Source organism: Ureibacillus sp. FSL K6-8385, from assembly GCF_038593155.1.
Lineage (GTDB): Bacteria > Bacillota > Bacilli > Bacillales_A > Planococcaceae > Ureibacillus > Ureibacillus terrenus.
The window spans coordinates 1,748,033-1,762,431 of sequence record NZ_CP151968.1; the positions used below are offsets into that span (position 1 = coordinate 1,748,033).

General features: G+C 43.1%; 17 protein-coding genes and 1 other annotated feature. Of the genes, 2 read left to right on the forward strand and 15 right to left on the reverse strand.

Annotated elements, in window-relative coordinates:
* The first annotated feature begins 26 nt into the window (after positions 1-26).
* On the forward strand, positions 27-236 hold the full coding sequence (gene sspI / locus NST62_RS08525; protein ID WP_141602399.1) for a small acid-soluble spore protein SspI: 210 nt from the start codon (positions 27-29) through the stop codon (positions 234-236).
* Positions 237-268: 32 nt separating this feature from the next.
* On the opposite strand, the gene NST62_RS08530 is transcribed toward sspI, so the two are convergent.
* The 4 genes from NST62_RS08530 to NST62_RS08545 form a co-directional block, all read right to left on the reverse strand.
* A complete protein-coding gene (locus NST62_RS08530; protein WP_141602398.1) occupies positions 269-688 on the reverse strand; it encodes a MarR family winged helix-turn-helix transcriptional regulator in 420 nt (139 codons plus the stop codon).
* A gap of 289 nt (positions 689-977) precedes the next feature.
* A complete protein-coding gene (gene argF / locus NST62_RS08535) occupies positions 978-1,943 on the reverse strand; it encodes an ornithine carbamoyltransferase (protein WP_141602474.1) in 966 nt (321 codons plus the stop codon).
* Between the two features lie 266 nt (positions 1,944-2,209).
* Complete coding sequence (locus tag NST62_RS08540) at positions 2,210-3,313, reverse strand: M42 family metallopeptidase (protein WP_342462814.1); 1,104 nt, start codon at positions 3,311-3,313, stop codon at positions 2,210-2,212.
* The gene (locus tag NST62_RS08545) at positions 3,303-3,785 is read right to left on the reverse strand and encodes a dUTP diphosphatase (protein ID WP_141602396.1); all 483 of its coding nucleotides are present in this window, start codon (positions 3,783-3,785) and stop codon (positions 3,303-3,305) included. The genes NST62_RS08540 and NST62_RS08545 overlap by 11 nt, the downstream gene beginning before the upstream one ends.
* A gap of 93 nt (positions 3,786-3,878) precedes the next feature.
* On the opposite strand from NST62_RS08545, the gene NST62_RS08550 reads away from it, so the two are divergent.
* Positions 3,879-4,271, forward strand: coding sequence for a sigma-w pathway protein ysdB (locus NST62_RS08550; RefSeq protein ID WP_141602395.1), 393 nt, complete (start codon positions 3,879-3,881; stop codon positions 4,269-4,271).
* A 112-nt stretch (positions 4,272-4,383) separates the two neighbouring features.
* On the opposite strand, the gene NST62_RS08555 is transcribed toward NST62_RS08550, so the two are convergent.
* From NST62_RS08555 to mutM, 11 genes are all read right to left on the reverse strand, one after another.
* On the reverse strand, positions 4,384-4,641 hold the full coding sequence (locus NST62_RS08555; RefSeq protein WP_342462815.1) for a DUF1294 domain-containing protein: 258 nt from the start codon (positions 4,639-4,641) through the stop codon (positions 4,384-4,386).
* Positions 4,642-4,729: 88 nt separating this feature from the next.
* Positions 4,730-5,089 (reverse strand): 50S ribosomal protein L20, encoded by a 360-nt coding sequence (gene rplT / locus NST62_RS08560; protein WP_141602393.1) that lies wholly within the window; start codon positions 5,087-5,089, stop codon positions 4,730-4,732.
* A 49-nt stretch (positions 5,090-5,138) separates the two neighbouring features.
* Positions 5,139-5,339, reverse strand: coding sequence for a 50S ribosomal protein L35 (rpmI, locus tag NST62_RS08565; protein ID WP_141602392.1), 201 nt, complete (start codon positions 5,337-5,339; stop codon positions 5,139-5,141).
* A gap of 31 nt (positions 5,340-5,370) precedes the next feature.
* Positions 5,371-5,874 carry a translation initiation factor IF-3 gene (gene infC, locus NST62_RS08570; RefSeq protein ID WP_141602391.1) on the reverse strand — a complete coding sequence of 168 codons (504 nt, stop codon included), beginning with the start codon at positions 5,872-5,874 and terminating at the stop codon, positions 5,371-5,373.
* A 90-nt stretch (positions 5,875-5,964) separates the two neighbouring features.
* Positions 5,965-6,111, reverse strand: a sequence feature (ribosomal protein L20 leader region).
* A 182-nt stretch (positions 6,112-6,293) separates the two neighbouring features.
* The gene (gene thrS, locus NST62_RS08575; protein ID WP_342462816.1) at positions 6,294-8,225 is read right to left on the reverse strand and encodes a threonine--tRNA ligase; all 1,932 of its coding nucleotides are present in this window, start codon (positions 8,223-8,225) and stop codon (positions 6,294-6,296) included.
* Between the two features lie 388 nt (positions 8,226-8,613).
* The gene (gene dnaI / locus NST62_RS08580; RefSeq protein ID WP_281279209.1) at positions 8,614-9,540 is read right to left on the reverse strand and encodes a primosomal protein DnaI; all 927 of its coding nucleotides are present in this window, start codon (positions 9,538-9,540) and stop codon (positions 8,614-8,616) included.
* 19 nt (positions 9,541-9,559) lie between these two features.
* On the reverse strand, positions 9,560-10,930 hold the full coding sequence (locus NST62_RS08585) for a DnaD domain protein (protein ID WP_141602388.1): 1,371 nt from the start codon (positions 10,928-10,930) through the stop codon (positions 9,560-9,562).
* A 17-nt stretch (positions 10,931-10,947) separates the two neighbouring features.
* Positions 10,948-11,412 carry a transcriptional regulator NrdR gene (gene nrdR / locus NST62_RS08590; RefSeq protein WP_141602387.1) on the reverse strand — a complete coding sequence of 155 codons (465 nt, stop codon included), beginning with the start codon at positions 11,410-11,412 and terminating at the stop codon, positions 10,948-10,950.
* A 247-nt stretch (positions 11,413-11,659) separates the two neighbouring features.
* Entirely contained in the window at positions 11,660-12,679 is a 1,020-nt protein-coding gene (locus NST62_RS08595; protein ID WP_141602386.1) for a glyceraldehyde-3-phosphate dehydrogenase, read from the reverse strand.
* 233 nt (positions 12,680-12,912) lie between these two features.
* The gene (gene coaE / locus NST62_RS08600) at positions 12,913-13,506 is read right to left on the reverse strand and encodes a dephospho-CoA kinase (protein WP_141602385.1); all 594 of its coding nucleotides are present in this window, start codon (positions 13,504-13,506) and stop codon (positions 12,913-12,915) included.
* Between the two features lie 14 nt (positions 13,507-13,520).
* Complete coding sequence (gene mutM, locus NST62_RS08605; RefSeq protein ID WP_141602384.1) at positions 13,521-14,393, reverse strand: bifunctional DNA-formamidopyrimidine glycosylase/DNA-(apurinic or apyrimidinic site) lyase; 873 nt, start codon at positions 14,391-14,393, stop codon at positions 13,521-13,523.
* Positions 14,394-14,399 lie beyond the last annotated feature (6 nt).

The following is a 14,399-nucleotide window of genomic DNA, read 5'->3' on the forward strand; positions in this document are numbered from 1 at the left end:
AACTACTACTCGAGGAGGCGAATGGTATGGACTTTCAAATTAGACATGCAGTTACAGAGAATGTAAAAGGGGATGGTCCGGAACAATTTCGGGAAACCATTCAGGACGCCATTTCCCGCGGAGATGAACATCTGCTACCAGGACTTGGCGTATTATTGGAAAAATGGTGGCAAAACACGAGTGAAGAAGAACACTCCAAATTTACGGAAGCCTTGGCAAAGGCATTTCAACATTAAAGGGCTTGGAGAAGCATCTCCAAGCCCTTTTGCTATATTCCCCAGTCCATCTTTAATATTTCTTTTAACCTTTTTAATTTTTCTTCACCGATTTGTTCGGCAATCATATTTTCCAATTCTTTTTTTAGCGCGACATGTTTTTCATAACACGCTTCTCCCAATCCGGTCAGTTCGATGTATTTATCCCTCAGATTCGCCTTTTTGGTGATCACCAGTTGTTTTTCTTCCAATTGTTTAATGAATTTATGGGTTGCCTGTCTTGAAAATTCCACTTGTTTTGCGATATGGGAAATCAGCTGTTTATTTTTTTTGTAAGCCTTTTCCAATATCGAAAATTCCGAATTGGTGATGTGAACATCGCTGATATCCTGCCATTTCTCTTCTTTAATTTTTTTTAATAACAAGGATTTTCCGCTTAGTAAATCGATTAATAAATCCCCAAAGCTTCTCACCCCCGGCCGCCATTATGATTCGTTCTCAATTCCATCATAACGGAACCATTTTCTTTCGTCATTATGCCTTGTACAATTAACATTATACCTTCCGGATTCAATTTCTTTATGGGTTTGTTCACACTAAAAAAAGACAATCCAGCGCCTCCCGGATTGTCTTGATATAGTAGCGATGTGTTTCAACCCACCCTGAAAACCACATCGTATAGCAAACCATTTCAACTTCAAGTGTTTTCTGCCCCCCTGCCGCTTCCGGGCAGAACGCTTTAGTTTTCTTTTCTTACCTAAATTAAGAAAGCAAGGATAGTAAAACTGCTTTTTGAGCATGCAGTCTATTCTCTGCTTGCTCGAAGACGTATGAATTCGGACCGTCGATAACGGATGTTGCCACTTCTTCTTCCCGATGGGCAGGCAAGCAATGCAGGAACATGAAGTCCGGTTTTGCATGAGCCACAAGTTCATCATTGATTTGATAACCTTGGAAATCTTTCAATCGCTGTGCAGCTTCCTCTTCTTGGCCCATGCTAGTCCATACATCTGTATACACGACATCTGCATCTTTTACGGCTTCAACCGGATCATTTGTAATTGTAATGGTGCTGCCGTTTTTCTCGGCAATTGCCTGCGCTCTCTTTACAATCTGTTCATTTGGCTCATAGCCTTTTGGCGTAGCAACCGCAATATCCATTCCTACATGGGCAGCTGCAACTACCAATGAGTGGGCAACGTTATTCCCGTCTCCGACATATGCAGTTTTTAATCCTTTGAATGTTCCTTTATTTTCAACGATCGTCTCAAGATCGGCCAAAGCCTGGCATGGATGATAGAGGTCTGTTAATCCGTTAATGACCGGAATCGTTGCATACTCCGCCAATTCCTCCACCATTTTGTGGGAGTTGGCGCGGATCATAATCCCATCCAAATAGCCTGATAATACCAAACCTGTATCGGAAATTGGTTCTCCGCGTCCAAGCTGCATATCCCGCGCATGAAGGAATATGGCTTTCCCTCCCAACTGATGCATTCCCACTTCAAAGGAAATGCGCGTACGGGTTGAGTTTTTCTCGAAAATCATTCCGAGGATTTTTCCTTCCAACAACTTTGGACATCTGCCGTTTTTCGTGATTTTTTTCATTTTTGATGCAAGGCTGATCAGCTCTTGCACTTCTTCACTTGTATAATCAAGCAGCGTAAGCAAATCTTTGCCCTTCAGACTGGAAACGGGCTGTAGCTGCACTTCCTCCAACAATTTCATCAATCAAGTTCCGCTCCTTTATCGTTAGATGTCTTCATTATACAATTGCATATTTATAAAATCAAGTGCATTTTTATTATTTTTTTATTTTTATTCAATTAAAGAAATATTCAAACAATAAGAATAAAAATACAATTATATTCATACTGTATCAAGAAAAACACTCATAAATATTCGTATTCTTTGCGGCAAAAAATGGACAGTTTATGCATAAATCTTTTCTTTATTGTTCCAAAAAACAAAAAAGAGAGAAAATATGAATCCTCTCATTCAAACTTGATTTTATTCACGGCATCCCAGTCAAGCCGTTTTACCACTTCCACCATCAATCTGACCGTGTTTTCAAAATCGTCGCGGTGCAAGATGGACGCATGGGAGTGTATATAACGAGTGGCAACGCCAATGGAAAGGGTCGGCACTCCGCTGCCTGTCAAATGGATGGATCCGGCATCCGTTCCTCCTCCCGGCATTGCTTCAAATTGATATGGGATGTTGTTCTCTTCCGCCACTTCGATGACGAAATCCCGCAACCCTTTATGGGAAACCATCGAAGCATCATAGATAATGATTTGCGGCCCTGCCCCCAATTTTGACATCGCTTCTTTTGAAGTGATTCCCGGCGTATCCCCGGCAACCCCCACATCCACTGCAAAACCGATGTCCGGCTGTATTTTGAAAGTGGATGTTTTGGCGCCGCGCAAGCCCACTTCTTCCTGCACATTGCCTACTCCATATACAATGTTTGGATGTTTTTCGTTTTTCAAGCGCTTCAACACTTCGATGGCAATGGCGCAGCCGATCCGGTTGTCCCAGGCTTTTGCAAGGAGCATTTTTTCGTTTTTCATCACATTGAATTCAAAATACGGCGTAATCATATCCCCTGGGCGTATTCCCCAGCTTTCCGCTTCCTCTTTTGATGTCGCGCCCACATCAATGAACATGTCTTTGATTTCAACCGTTTTCTTTCTTTGTTCCTGCGACAAAATATGCGGCGGTTTTGAACCGATGACGCCGATGATTTCTTCCCCTGAACGGGTTGTGATCGTCACCCGTTGCGAAAGCATGACATGGGCCCACCAGCCGCCGACTGTTTGGAATTTAATAAATCCTTTGTCATCAATTTGTGTCACCATGAACCCGACTTCATCCAAATGGCCGGCCATCATAATTTTTGGGCCCTTTTCATCGCCGCGCTTTACCGCAATCAAACTTCCCAAATTATCATACTCAATGTTGTCCGCAAAAGGCTCGATATACTTTTTCATGACCGCTCTCGGCGCTTTTTCGTTGCCGGCTATGCCGTTTGCGTCCGTCAAATCTTTCAGCATTTGCAAAGTTTCATCCATTTTTTCTTCCTCCTTAGTAACCATTGCGTTGCCGCTCATAATTTTTTTCATTTTTCGCAATATATGCCTTTATAATATCCTCCAATGTAAAACCCAAATTATAGGCGAGCACTCCGTAATATTGCCAAACTTTCAGATAATGCTCCTCGGTTGGATGATGAATAAAGGTCAAAATAGCCTCCTGGGTTTTTAAAAACCATGTCGTCAAATCTTCCTTCCGCTTCACTTCCGGCCATGCATGAAGCCGGTAGCCTTTTTCATTTCCCAATGAAAGCAGAAAATGAATGGAATCCACAAATTCCTCCAATAACACTTCCCGTTCGGAAGGACCTTTCGTGCTCCAATATTTAAAACAGCGGGTTTCATTCGCCAACTCCGCCAGCTCAATCGTCAACGCCAATCCTTTTTCCAAAAACACATCCCGGTTGACTTGCTGATTTTTTTGTATGAATGAATCGAGTTGTGCTTGCATGTCGAACAGTTCGATAAATTCCATAGATGCCATCCCTCATTTTCCATAAAAAATGAAACTTATTTTCTATCTTAATCGTATAGGATATAATACCTTTTATACAAGGGGGAACTTTTTATGGCTCTTCTTCTGCGTATTATTATCATACTCGTCATTATCTATTTGTTTTATAAAGCTTTCCGTTACTTGACGGATCCTAAACGCAAATTGGATGAAGCCCATGAAAAGGGACAATATTATTTTTATGATGATGTCAAAAACGTGCGAAAAAATTTCTTCATTACGTATAAAGGGGCCATGTTCGAAGGTGAAAAATATTTAGGGACAACGGATGACGCCTTTGAAGTGGTTTCCATTTTCGTCTGGGTTCATGATCCGGCAAAGCTCCAAGGATTGACGAAAGAAGATTTTAAATTTTTGGAGAAGGAAATTTTAATGAATTATCCGAAAGCGAAAATCAATTGGAAAAATCCCATTGAACAATTGATGAAGGAGGACAAAGAAAAATAGTCAGCCGTGCAGATCGGCTCTGCATGCTTGAAAAGCTCCCCAACTTCCAGCGGGTTATGTTCTATTGCAGGACATGACCCGCTTGAACTTGAGGATAAAGCGCTGTCGGCGTTCAGAAATAGAAGAAGAAGCAAATTTGTGCGATGGCAAGCAATGGCAGTCCCAAAGCAAAGATGGCATGTTTGGTTTTATGCCGGAACAAGACCATTGCGATCAGCCCCCCGCAAGCTCCTCCCAAGATTGCCGACATCAGCAGCGCCTTTTCGGAAATGTGCCACTTCTTTCTTTTCGCCCTCGATTTATCAATTCCCATCAATGCAAAACAAATCGCGGAAATACTGATAAAGTAAATAACGATCATTTCTTTCATCCGGGCTTCTCCTTGAATGAAAAAGGCTGATAGGATTTCCCTACCAGCCTCTGAAATTGTTTCCGTTCATTCATGAATCAATCAATTGTTATTTCGCAATCGCTTTTTTCGCTTCTTCGGCAAGTTGCGCGAAAGCTTTTGCATCGTTTACTGCCAAATCAGCCAACATTTTGCGGTTTACTTCGATTCCCGCTTGTTTTAAGCCGTACATTAAGCGGTTGTAAGAAAGGCCGTTTTGGCGTGCAGCCGCATTGATGCGCGTGATCCACAATTTGCGGAAATCGCGTTTTCTTTGACGGCGGTCACGGTATGCATAAAGACCGGATTTCATTACCGCCTGGTTTGCTGTTCTATATAAAGTATGTCTTGAACCGAAATAACCTTTTGCTAATTTCAACACTTTTTTACGACGCTTGCGCGCTACATTTCCACCTTTTACGCGTGGCATAGTAAATTACCTCCTGCTATTCTTTCGAAAATTTTATCAAACGTTCCGATTATTTTTTGTATGCTAGTAAAGATTTAATGCGTTTATAGTCGCCTGCAGTCATTACTTTTGCTTTGCGCAATTGACGTTTTTGTTTCGTTGTTTTGCTTGCAGCTAAGTGGCTGCCGTAAGCACGGTCAAATTTGAATTTACCTGTAGCTGTTCTTTTGAAACGCTTAGCTGCGCCACGATGAGTTTTCATTTTTGGCATAGTATTTCCTCCTAAACCTTATTTCGTAATCTTATTTTTCCGTTTTTGGGGCAAGGATTAAAAACATGCTGCGGCCTTCCAACTTCGGCTTTTGTTCCACCGTAGCATATTCAGCACATTCTTCGGCAAAACGGTCCAACACCCGTTGTCCAATGTCTGTATGCGTAATCGCGCGTCCTTTGAAACGCAAAGTACATTTTACTTTATCCCCTTTTTGAAGGAATTTGATTGCGTTTCGAAGTTTTGTTTGGAAGTCATGTTCGTCAATCGTCGGACTTAAACGAACTTCTTTCATATGGATGACTTTTTGATTTTTGCGGATTTCACGCTCTTTCTTTTGCTGCTCAAACTTAAACTTGCCGTAGTCCATGATCCGGGCAACAGGCGGCTTCGCTTGAGGGGCTACAAGAACAAGGTCCAAGTTTACGCGAGCAGCCATTTCCAAAGCTTCATTGCGGGATAAAATTCCGATTTGTTCACCGTTCTGATCAATGACACGAAGTTCACGTGCACGTATCCCTTCGTTTACGTACAACTCTTTGCTAATAAAAATCCACCTCCAAGGTTATGTCGCGAATACACAGTTTGAAAATCCCCGGTTGAAATGTTGCTGTTGTTCTGTTATGTCCACAAAAAAAGACGGACATTTCAGAAGATGTCCGCCCGCCGAAAAATACGCAAAAAAAGCGTATTCACTTTTCACATTTTCCAAACCTGTCAACAGCCCCAATGCGTCGAACAGGTGAGAAGCGGGCAGCCTCTGCTTTCAACCATTAGCTTGTATTCTTAACCTTTGTTATCGTAACATTCATAGTATCGGATGTCAAGTTTTTTTATTCTTTACATAAAATATGAGCGCGTCAGAAAAGAATAAACCATTGCTTCCATCGGACATTTTCAAAGGAGGCGCAGGGAAGGCCCTTGGTCTGAAGGGCATCCCTGCCTGATGGATTTTTACACTCGTGCATCCTTTTTGATTTCTTCAAGGAATTGATCAAATGGCACTATTTTGGAATCTTTTGAACCGTAACGGCGAACATTCACCGCATTCGCTTCCACTTCTTTATCGCCCAATACCAACATGTATGGAATTTTCTTGATTTGGGCTTCACGGATCTTATAGCCCAATTTTTCTTCCCGCAAATCCAATTCAACGCGGATGCCTGCTTTGCGAAGCTCTTCTTCCACTTTTTTCGCGTAATCAAAATGCACTTCGTTGGATACCGGAATCACAACCACTTGGACAGGGGCTAGCCAAGTCGGGAAGGCTCCTTTGTACTCTTCGATCAAAAAGGCAACGAAGCGTTCCATTGTGGATACGACACCGCGGTGGATGACAACCGGGCGATGTTTTTCCCCATCTTCACCGATGTATGTTAGATCGAAACGTTCAGGAAGCAAGAAGTCCAACTGCACAGTCGATAATGTTTCTTCTTTGCCGATGGCCGTTTTCACTTGCACGTCAAGTTTCGGACCATAGAATGCCGCTTCGCCTTCCGCTTCAAAATATTCAAGGCCGAGATCATCCATTGCTTCTTTTAACATGCTTTGGGCGCGTTCCCACATTTCATCATCATCATAATATTTTTCTTTATCCTGAGGATCGCGGTACGATAAACGGAATCGATAATCCGTGATATTGAAGTCTTTATATACTTCAAGTATCAAGTTTAATACCTGTTTGAACTCGTCTTTGATCTGGTCCGGACGAACAAAGATGTGGGCGTCATTTAAAGTCATTCCGCGCACACGCTGCAATCCGGACAATCCGCCGGATGCTTCATAGCGGTGCATCATGCCAAGTTCGGCGATCCGGATCGGCAATTCGCGGTAAGAATGCATGCCGCTTTTATACACCATCATATGATGAGGGCAGTTCATCGGGCGGAGAACCAATGTTTCATTGTCCATTTCCATCGGCGGGAACATGTCTTCGGAATAGTGCTCCCAATGGCCGGATGTTTCATATAAACGTTTGGAACCAAGCACAGGTGTGTAAACATGCTTATAACCCAGGCTGAGCTCCTTATCAACAATATAGCGTTCGATGATGCGGCGGATTGTCGCTCCATTTGGAAGCCAGATTGGCAAGCCTTGGCCCACTGTCGGTGATAAAGTAAAAAGTTCCAATTCTTTTCCAAGTTTCCGATGGTCGCGTTCTCTCGCTTCCTCAAGCATTTTCAAGTGGTTTTGCAGATCTTCTTTAGTAAAGAACGCTGTGCCGTAAATGCGCTGAAGCATTTTGTTGTTGGCATCGCCCCGCCAATAAGCTCCTGCCAACGAAAGCAATTTGAACTCTTTTAATTTGCCAGTGGACGGAACATGGACCCCGCGGCAAAGATCGAAAAATTCACCTTGGTAGTAGATGGAAATCGGTTCGCCTTCCGGAATCGCATCCAATAATTCCAATTTATATTCATCACCGATTTCTTCGTAAATGCGGCGTGCTTCTTCCCTCGTCACTTCTTTGCGCACAATTTCAAGGTTTTCGGAGATGATTTTTTTCATCTCTTTCTCAATTTTCGGAAGATCATCAGCCGTAATTGGTGTTGGTGAGTCGATATCGTAGTAGAATCCGCCTTCAATGACCGGACCAACCCCCAATTTTGCACCAGGAAACAACCGTTTCACCGCCTGGGCTGTCAAATGGGCAGTGGAATGTCGGAGTATCTCAAGGGCATCTTCATGGTCAGGCGTTACAATTTCAATGGCGCCATCTTGGTCAATCGGCGTTTTTAAATCTATTAATTTTCCGTTGATTTTTCCAGCAAGCGCTTTTTTTCTCAGTCCAGGGCTGATGGAGGCTGCCACGTCTTCCGTCGTTGCACCTTTAGGGTACTCCCTTACAGCTCCATCAGGGAATGTCAATTGAATCACTTCAGCCATAATCATTCTCCTTTACTCTATTTTATTTGGCATGTCTTCTTATTCATAATCCTCCAATCCAGGAGGCCAATCTAAAATAAAAAACGTCATCCCAATAAAGGGACGACGCGCTCGCTCGTGGTTCCACCCTTCTTCCTTCCGAAAACAACGTTTCAGACGAAGCTCTGGGCCGGTGTAACGTACCGATGTCCGTTGGCGGATTTTACCCCGCCAAAGCTCCGAGGTAGTAAAGTGTTGCGTCGTACTAGGAAACTTCCAGCCTAGGTTTCCCTCTCTATCAGCCGTCTCACAAACTTCGTATCCTCTTCACCGCTTCTGAAATATATCACTACAATTGAAAGTATACGCCGAGAATTTGAGAAATGCAACCATGGAAATAATCTTTCGCCTATCTTCTGCGGTTTTTGCCGGTCATGCGGATCGGAACGGTCACCGCTTTGATCCGCTCCATAATTCTCGCAGCTTTTACTACCTCCACATCACCACGGGAGTTCTGCGCCAAATGATGTTCCAAACCGTCGTAGTCAAAATTGGATGTGATAAAAGTCGGCAGCTGCTCGCTCATCCGGTAATGCAAAATCGGGCCTAAAATTTCATCCCTTGTCCAGCTGGTGAGTGTCTCCGCACCGATATCATCGAGCATTAAAACCGGAGCCTGCTTCACATAGTCGATTTTTTCCTGCAGCGTCTGATCGTGGATGGAATTTTTTAATTCCCGCAAAAATTCCGGAACAAACACAAGCACGGAAGCGACTTTCAGAGTTGCCAGTTCATTGGCGATCGCCCCTAAAACAAAGGATTTCCCGACGCCAAATTCTCCATACAGATAAAATCCTTTTTTCGGCAGTTCCCCCGTATTTTTGTAATGGGCGATAAAGTCGGCGGCATAATTGGCAATTTCCACACGGGACGTATCATCAATATATAAATCTTTTAAAGTGGCGGATAACACGTCTTTCGGCATATGCATGCTCGAAATCATCGATTCGATTTCTCTACGCTCATCCTCTATCATTTTTTGCTTGCAGCGCTCATATTCCACATCGATGGAATTATGGGCAATGCATAATTTGGGTATAAATCCTTTTAAATAATTGGTGCATTGCTCCGTTGATCCGCAATTGCAGCATTCGCTGGATTGGCTGATGTACTCATACAGCTTCGGCAAACTCCGCTCCACCATGTCTTTGTTGACGACATCATCATGTTCCGCCAAAAACTTTTGGACGTCCGGATGCTCTAAAATTTGATTCCGAATGGCATTGTATCGTTCTTCGAAGGACGGTATTTGAAATTTTTCCAATGCTTTTTTGATCGATTCGATTGTCGTTCACCTACCCGTCTAAAACACCAAGTTTTTGCAAAATTTTTCTTCGTTCTTCCTCGAAATTGATTTCTTTTGAAGGGCCATTATCTTTCTCAGGTTCGGGTTCATTTCGTTTATAGAACCAGTCCGGCACTTTTTCTTCCCGGATAATTTTGTGCGAAGGCTTTTTATAGCCTGCAGCGGATGATTTCTTGGCTTCGTTTTCAAGTTTCCATTTCATATATTGGTCACGTTCGGTACGGGCGAGTTCCATTGCTTCTTTCGCCGTCCGAACATTTTTTCGCATCCAGTGGTCCGCAATCCGTTCCACATATTTGCGGGGCAGTTTCATATCTGTCGTCAGCATGACATATTCCAGCAGGACATTGACAACACCGACAGGCATTCCATGCTTCAAAATCAAATCTTCAGCCAGCTCGACGGAAGACGGCACCGGTTCCTTTCCGTTGTTTATATCCCGCAACACTTGAATCGGCGGTGTCGTTTCAAGATAATGGATCAGCTCCTCTTCTTTAGTTGCCGGCTGATGCCGGTTTTCTTCCTGTTGATCCGTTTCGAATGTTTTTTCAAATGTCGGCACTTCTTTTGAAACGGTCAATTTATAGTAATCCGCTGCCGCTTTCTTTAAACGTTCCAGCGATATGCGCATTTCATCGTCAATGGCCAATATCACAATTTTTTGCATATCCAGCGGGGATAGCTGATAAAGAAAGGCGAGCTTCGCAATCCATTCTTTCACTTCAAGGGTAAATACCCTGGAAGGAATCAATTGCTCCGACAGCCCGGCTTGCAATAAATCAAAATCAAATTGTTCGTAATAAAACGGGTAATTCCGTTTATTGGTTTCCACGTGATGCTCGATGAATTCTTGCGGAACATTTGTGTGGACGGGTTTATAGACATCCATGAACGTTCGGGATACTTCCCGGTACGATTCTTTATCGAAACGATTGATGAACCGTTTGCGCAGCTTGCGGTAAGCGTGTTCGCCAATTTTGCTGAATAAAAACATCGATAGAAGCGGATCCTGAAAAAAGGTTTCCGCATCGAGTGGACGCACCAGCTCATAGAGAAAAGAACGGTTTTCCCCGTCATCTTTCCGATACGATCTTAGTAGTCCAATCGCCTCCAAAGAAATGCGCGCCTGAAAAACTTTTCCGATCGGCATATCCAGCACGTTCATTAAATAGTAATGGGTCAAAGGCTCTTTTTGGGGATCTTCCCCTTCCGCCCATAAAGTCAGATACAAGCTGATCGGTTCCGGGCCTGTGAGAGGCTGATAAAACAACGTCAACAGCTGCCGGTCATGGGAAGATAAATGAGGGAGGATGATGTCAAAATGATCCTTGGGTTGCAGCTCTTTATACAAATGAACCATTATTGCTCCCCCTATCGCTACTTTTTAGATTGCCGGTTCAATAATTCGGTCAATTCTTCCATAAATACATTAATGTCTTTAAACTGGCGGTAGACGGAAGCGAAACGTACATAAGCCACTTCATCAATTTTTGCCAGCTCATCCATTACCATTTCCCCGACATCCACCGAGCGCACTTCCGAATTTCCTATTCTTCTTAATTCTTTTTCAATATCATAAACGATTTGTTCAAGTTGTTCTAACGGAACAGGGCGTTTTTCGCAAGCGCGAATCAGCCCTCTCAACACTTTTTCCCGGCTAAATTCTTCCCTTGAACCATCTTTTTTGACAACAATCAATGGCGTTTCCTCCACTTTTTCAAAAGTGGTGAAACGGTATCCGCATGATTCGCATTCACGCCGTCTGCGAATCTCTTTATTATCATCAACAGGTCTCGAATCAATCACACGTGTTCCATTATGATGACAACTTGGACATCTCATAAAAATTTCTCCCTGCCTAGTTTCTTATTGAATATTATATCAAAACACATCAAATGTATCACTTTTCCCATATGTACAATCTTGATAACAAATTCATAAGTTGTTATTTTAATATATTTGCAAGAAAAAATCGAGGATCCGATAAAAAAATTTTCATGATTTATTCGAAGGGAACGGTTCCGCTTTGAAAATAAAAAGTGTAGACAAAGCCCGATGGACTCCGTCTACACGAACCAGGAACGGATCATTATGCAGTTACGGCTTCAAGCGCTTTTACCACTTTTTTTGTCAAATCGATTACGCGTGCCGAATAGCCCCATTCATTATCGTACCATGCCATTACTTTCACTTTTCTAGTTCCCATAACCATTGTGAGAGGCGCGTCAATAGTGGATGAGTAAGTTGTTGTATTGTAATCAACAGATACAAGAGGTTCTTCGCAGTAATTCAAAATTCCTTTTAATGGGCCTTCGCTTGCTTTTTTGAAAGCTTCATTTACTTGTTCAGCCGTTACATCCTGTTTAAGATCGACCACCAAATCCACCAAGGAGACGTTTGGCGTTGGCACGCGAAGAGCTAGGCCGTGAATTTTGCCTTGCAGCTCAGGAATGACTTTGCCCAACGCTTTTGCCGCGCCTGTAGTTGTCGGAATGATGCTTTGGCCGCATGCCCGTGCACGGCGCAAATCTTTATGCATGTTATCCAGGTTTTTCTGATCGTTTGTGTATGCGTGAACAGTTGTCATTAAACCGTTTTCGATGCCAAACTCTTCATGAAGCACTTTTACAACTGGAGCCAGGCAGTTTGTCGTACAAGAAGCATTGGAAATGATATCGTGTTTTGACACATCCAATACGTGATCGTTCACTCCAACAACAATCGTTACATCTTCATTTTTTCCTGGAGCTGTCAGGATAACTTTTTTCGCACCGGCTTGCAAATGAAGAGCCGCTTTTTCACGGTCATTAAATTTGCCTGTTGCTTCGATGACAATGTCTACTCCAAGATCTTTCCATGGCAATTTCGCAGGATCGCGTTCGGCAACAAGTTGCACACGCTTGCCGTTCACGATTAATGCATCTTCTTCATATTCAACAGTTCCTTCAAAATGTCCATGGATGGAATCATATTTGACCATGTGTGCCAAAGTTTTTGCAGGGTAGCTTGCATTCACTGCTACTATATTTAAATCATCTTGAACAATTGCTTGTCGGAATACCATACGACCAATTCGACCAAAGCCGTTTATTGCAATCGAAACTGTCATTATATAGCCTCCTATTTTACTTCAATTATGTTTACTATTTCTCAATTAGTATAGCATATTATGAATAATCGTGTACCAACAATTATAAGAATTAAAAAATCATTATTTTCTGAAAAAAAGCCGAAAGTACGGATAATGCTTCCTCATAAATTGAAAAAAACGCATTGGCAACATGGGATGAGACCTATGTTGACGATTTGCCCGCCATGGGATGGAAGAAAAATTTTCTCCGATTAAAGGACTCCCCATTCTTTCAAAATTTTTTCAAGCTGCCGGCGGGTTTCTTCAATGGTGCCGTTATTGTCAATCACCGCATCGGCTCCCTGCACTTTCACCGGCATCGGCAGCTGGGAACGGATGCGCGCTTTTGCTTCTTCCTCGGATAATTGATTTCTTTTCATTAATCTCTCCAATTGCACCTCTTCCGATACGGCCACAACCAAAATTTTATCAACAAAATGCTGCAATTTGCTTTCAAATAATAAGGGGATGTCCATAATGACCGTTTTCTCGCCTTTTGCAAGATATTCATCCCGCTGCCGGAGCATTTCTTTGCGGATGGCCGGATGGATGATGCTGTTTAACAGCTGCCGCTTTTCTTCATCGTTGAAGATGATGGAGCCAAGCTTTTTCCGGTCAAGCTCCCCTGTCTCTGTCAAAACTTCTTTTCCAAAAGCCTCGGCAATTTTATTCAACGTTTCACTGCCGGGTTCCACCACCTGGCGCGCCACCACATCCGCATCAACGATTGGAAATCCGTATTCTTTTAACATCTTGCTTACAGTGCTTTTCCCGCTGGCAATGCTACCCGTTAAACCGATAATCATACATAAACACCTTTCTAATGTTGGCACTTTGGACAATAGACGCTTGTTCTTCCCGCAATTATCATGGATTTTGTTTTCGCGGAACAGTTTGGGCAAACCTTTTTGCCATACATCTTCAGCCTGTGCTGCATTCCGCCTGCTTCCCCATTGATGTTCCGGTAATCGGAAATCGTTGAACCTCCCATTTCGATTCCTTCCGATAACACATTTTTAATGGCTTCAAACAAGTCGATCTTTCTTTTTTTGCTGATTCTTCCCGCTTTTCTCGCTGGATGGACGCCTGCGCGAAAGAGGGCTTCCGTCGCATAAATGTTGCCGCAGCCGGAAATCACTTGTCCATCCATAATGACTTCCTTGATCGGCTTGTTTTTATATTTCGGAAGACCGCATTTTTCCAAAAAATAGTCTAACGCCTGATCATCAAATGGTTCCGGAGCCATCTGAAGAAGCGGCGGATGCTCATCAATGGTTCCAAGCAACCGGAACTCTCCAAATCTCCGTATATCCGAAAAGATGAGAAGCTCTCCTGTTGACAACGAAAACTTTGCATGAATATGATTCCGGAACTTTTCCTCCAGGATTTCATTTTCATGTTGGACGATAAACCAGGCGCCTGTCATGCCTAAATGATTGACCATCAGGAATGTTTCATTATTTTTTTCCAAATCAAAGAAAATGTACTTGGCCCGCCGGCTCAGCTTTTTGACCGTCATGCCGCGCATTTTCCTTTCAAAGTCCGCCGGCTCCATATTTTTCACAATACATTGCTTACCTTGCCGGTGAGCTTCGCAAACGGTTTCCGACAAGGTCGCTTCCAGAATCGATTTCCCTTCTATATTTGGGGCAAGCGCCCGAACAACCCCTTCCACTTCCGGCAATTCAGGCATTATTTC

What these genes read in the sequence shown, in the direction of transcription:
- sspI (WP_141602399.1), top strand. Translation starts at nt 27, where the DNA reads ATGGACTTTCAAATTAGACATGCAGTTACAGAGAATGTAAAAGGGGAT.
- argF (WP_141602474.1), bottom strand. Translation starts at nt 1,943, where the DNA reads ATGAAATTGTTGGAGGAAGTGCAGCTACAGCCCGTTTCCAGTCTGAAG.
- NST62_RS08540 (WP_342462814.1), bottom strand. Translation starts at nt 3,313, where the DNA reads ATGGTTACTAAGGAGGAAGAAAAAATGGATGAAACTTTGCAAATGCTG.
- NST62_RS08545 (WP_141602396.1), bottom strand. Translation starts at nt 3,785, where the DNA reads ATGGAATTTATCGAACTGTTCGACATGCAAGCACAACTCGATTCATTC.
- NST62_RS08550 (WP_141602395.1), top strand. Translation starts at nt 3,879, where the DNA reads ATGGCTCTTCTTCTGCGTATTATTATCATACTCGTCATTATCTATTTG.
- NST62_RS08555 (WP_342462815.1), bottom strand. Translation starts at nt 4,641, where the DNA reads ATGAAAGAAATGATCGTTATTTACTTTATCAGTATTTCCGCGATTTGT.
- rplT (WP_141602393.1), bottom strand. Translation starts at nt 5,089, where the DNA reads ATGCCACGCGTAAAAGGTGGAAATGTAGCGCGCAAGCGTCGTAAAAAA.
- rpmI (WP_141602392.1), bottom strand. Translation starts at nt 5,339, where the DNA reads ATGCCAAAAATGAAAACTCATCGTGGCGCAGCTAAGCGTTTCAAAAGA.
- thrS (WP_342462816.1), bottom strand. Translation starts at nt 8,225, where the DNA reads ATGGCTGAAGTGATTCAATTGACATTCCCTGATGGAGCTGTAAGGGAG.
- NST62_RS08585 (WP_141602388.1), bottom strand. Translation starts at nt 10,930, where the DNA reads ATGGTTCATTTGTATAAAGAGCTGCAACCCAAGGATCATTTTGACATC.
- nrdR (WP_141602387.1), bottom strand. Translation starts at nt 11,412, where the DNA reads ATGAGATGTCCAAGTTGTCATCATAATGGAACACGTGTGATTGATTCG.
- NST62_RS08595 (WP_141602386.1), bottom strand. Translation starts at nt 12,679, where the DNA reads ATGACAGTTTCGATTGCAATAAACGGCTTTGGTCGAATTGGTCGTATG.
- coaE (WP_141602385.1), bottom strand. Translation starts at nt 13,506, where the DNA reads ATGATTATCGGTTTAACGGGTAGCATTGCCAGCGGGAAAAGCACTGTA.
- mutM (WP_141602384.1), bottom strand. Translation starts at nt 14,393, where the DNA reads ATGCCTGAATTGCCGGAAGTGGAAGGGGTTGTTCGGGCGCTTGCCCCA.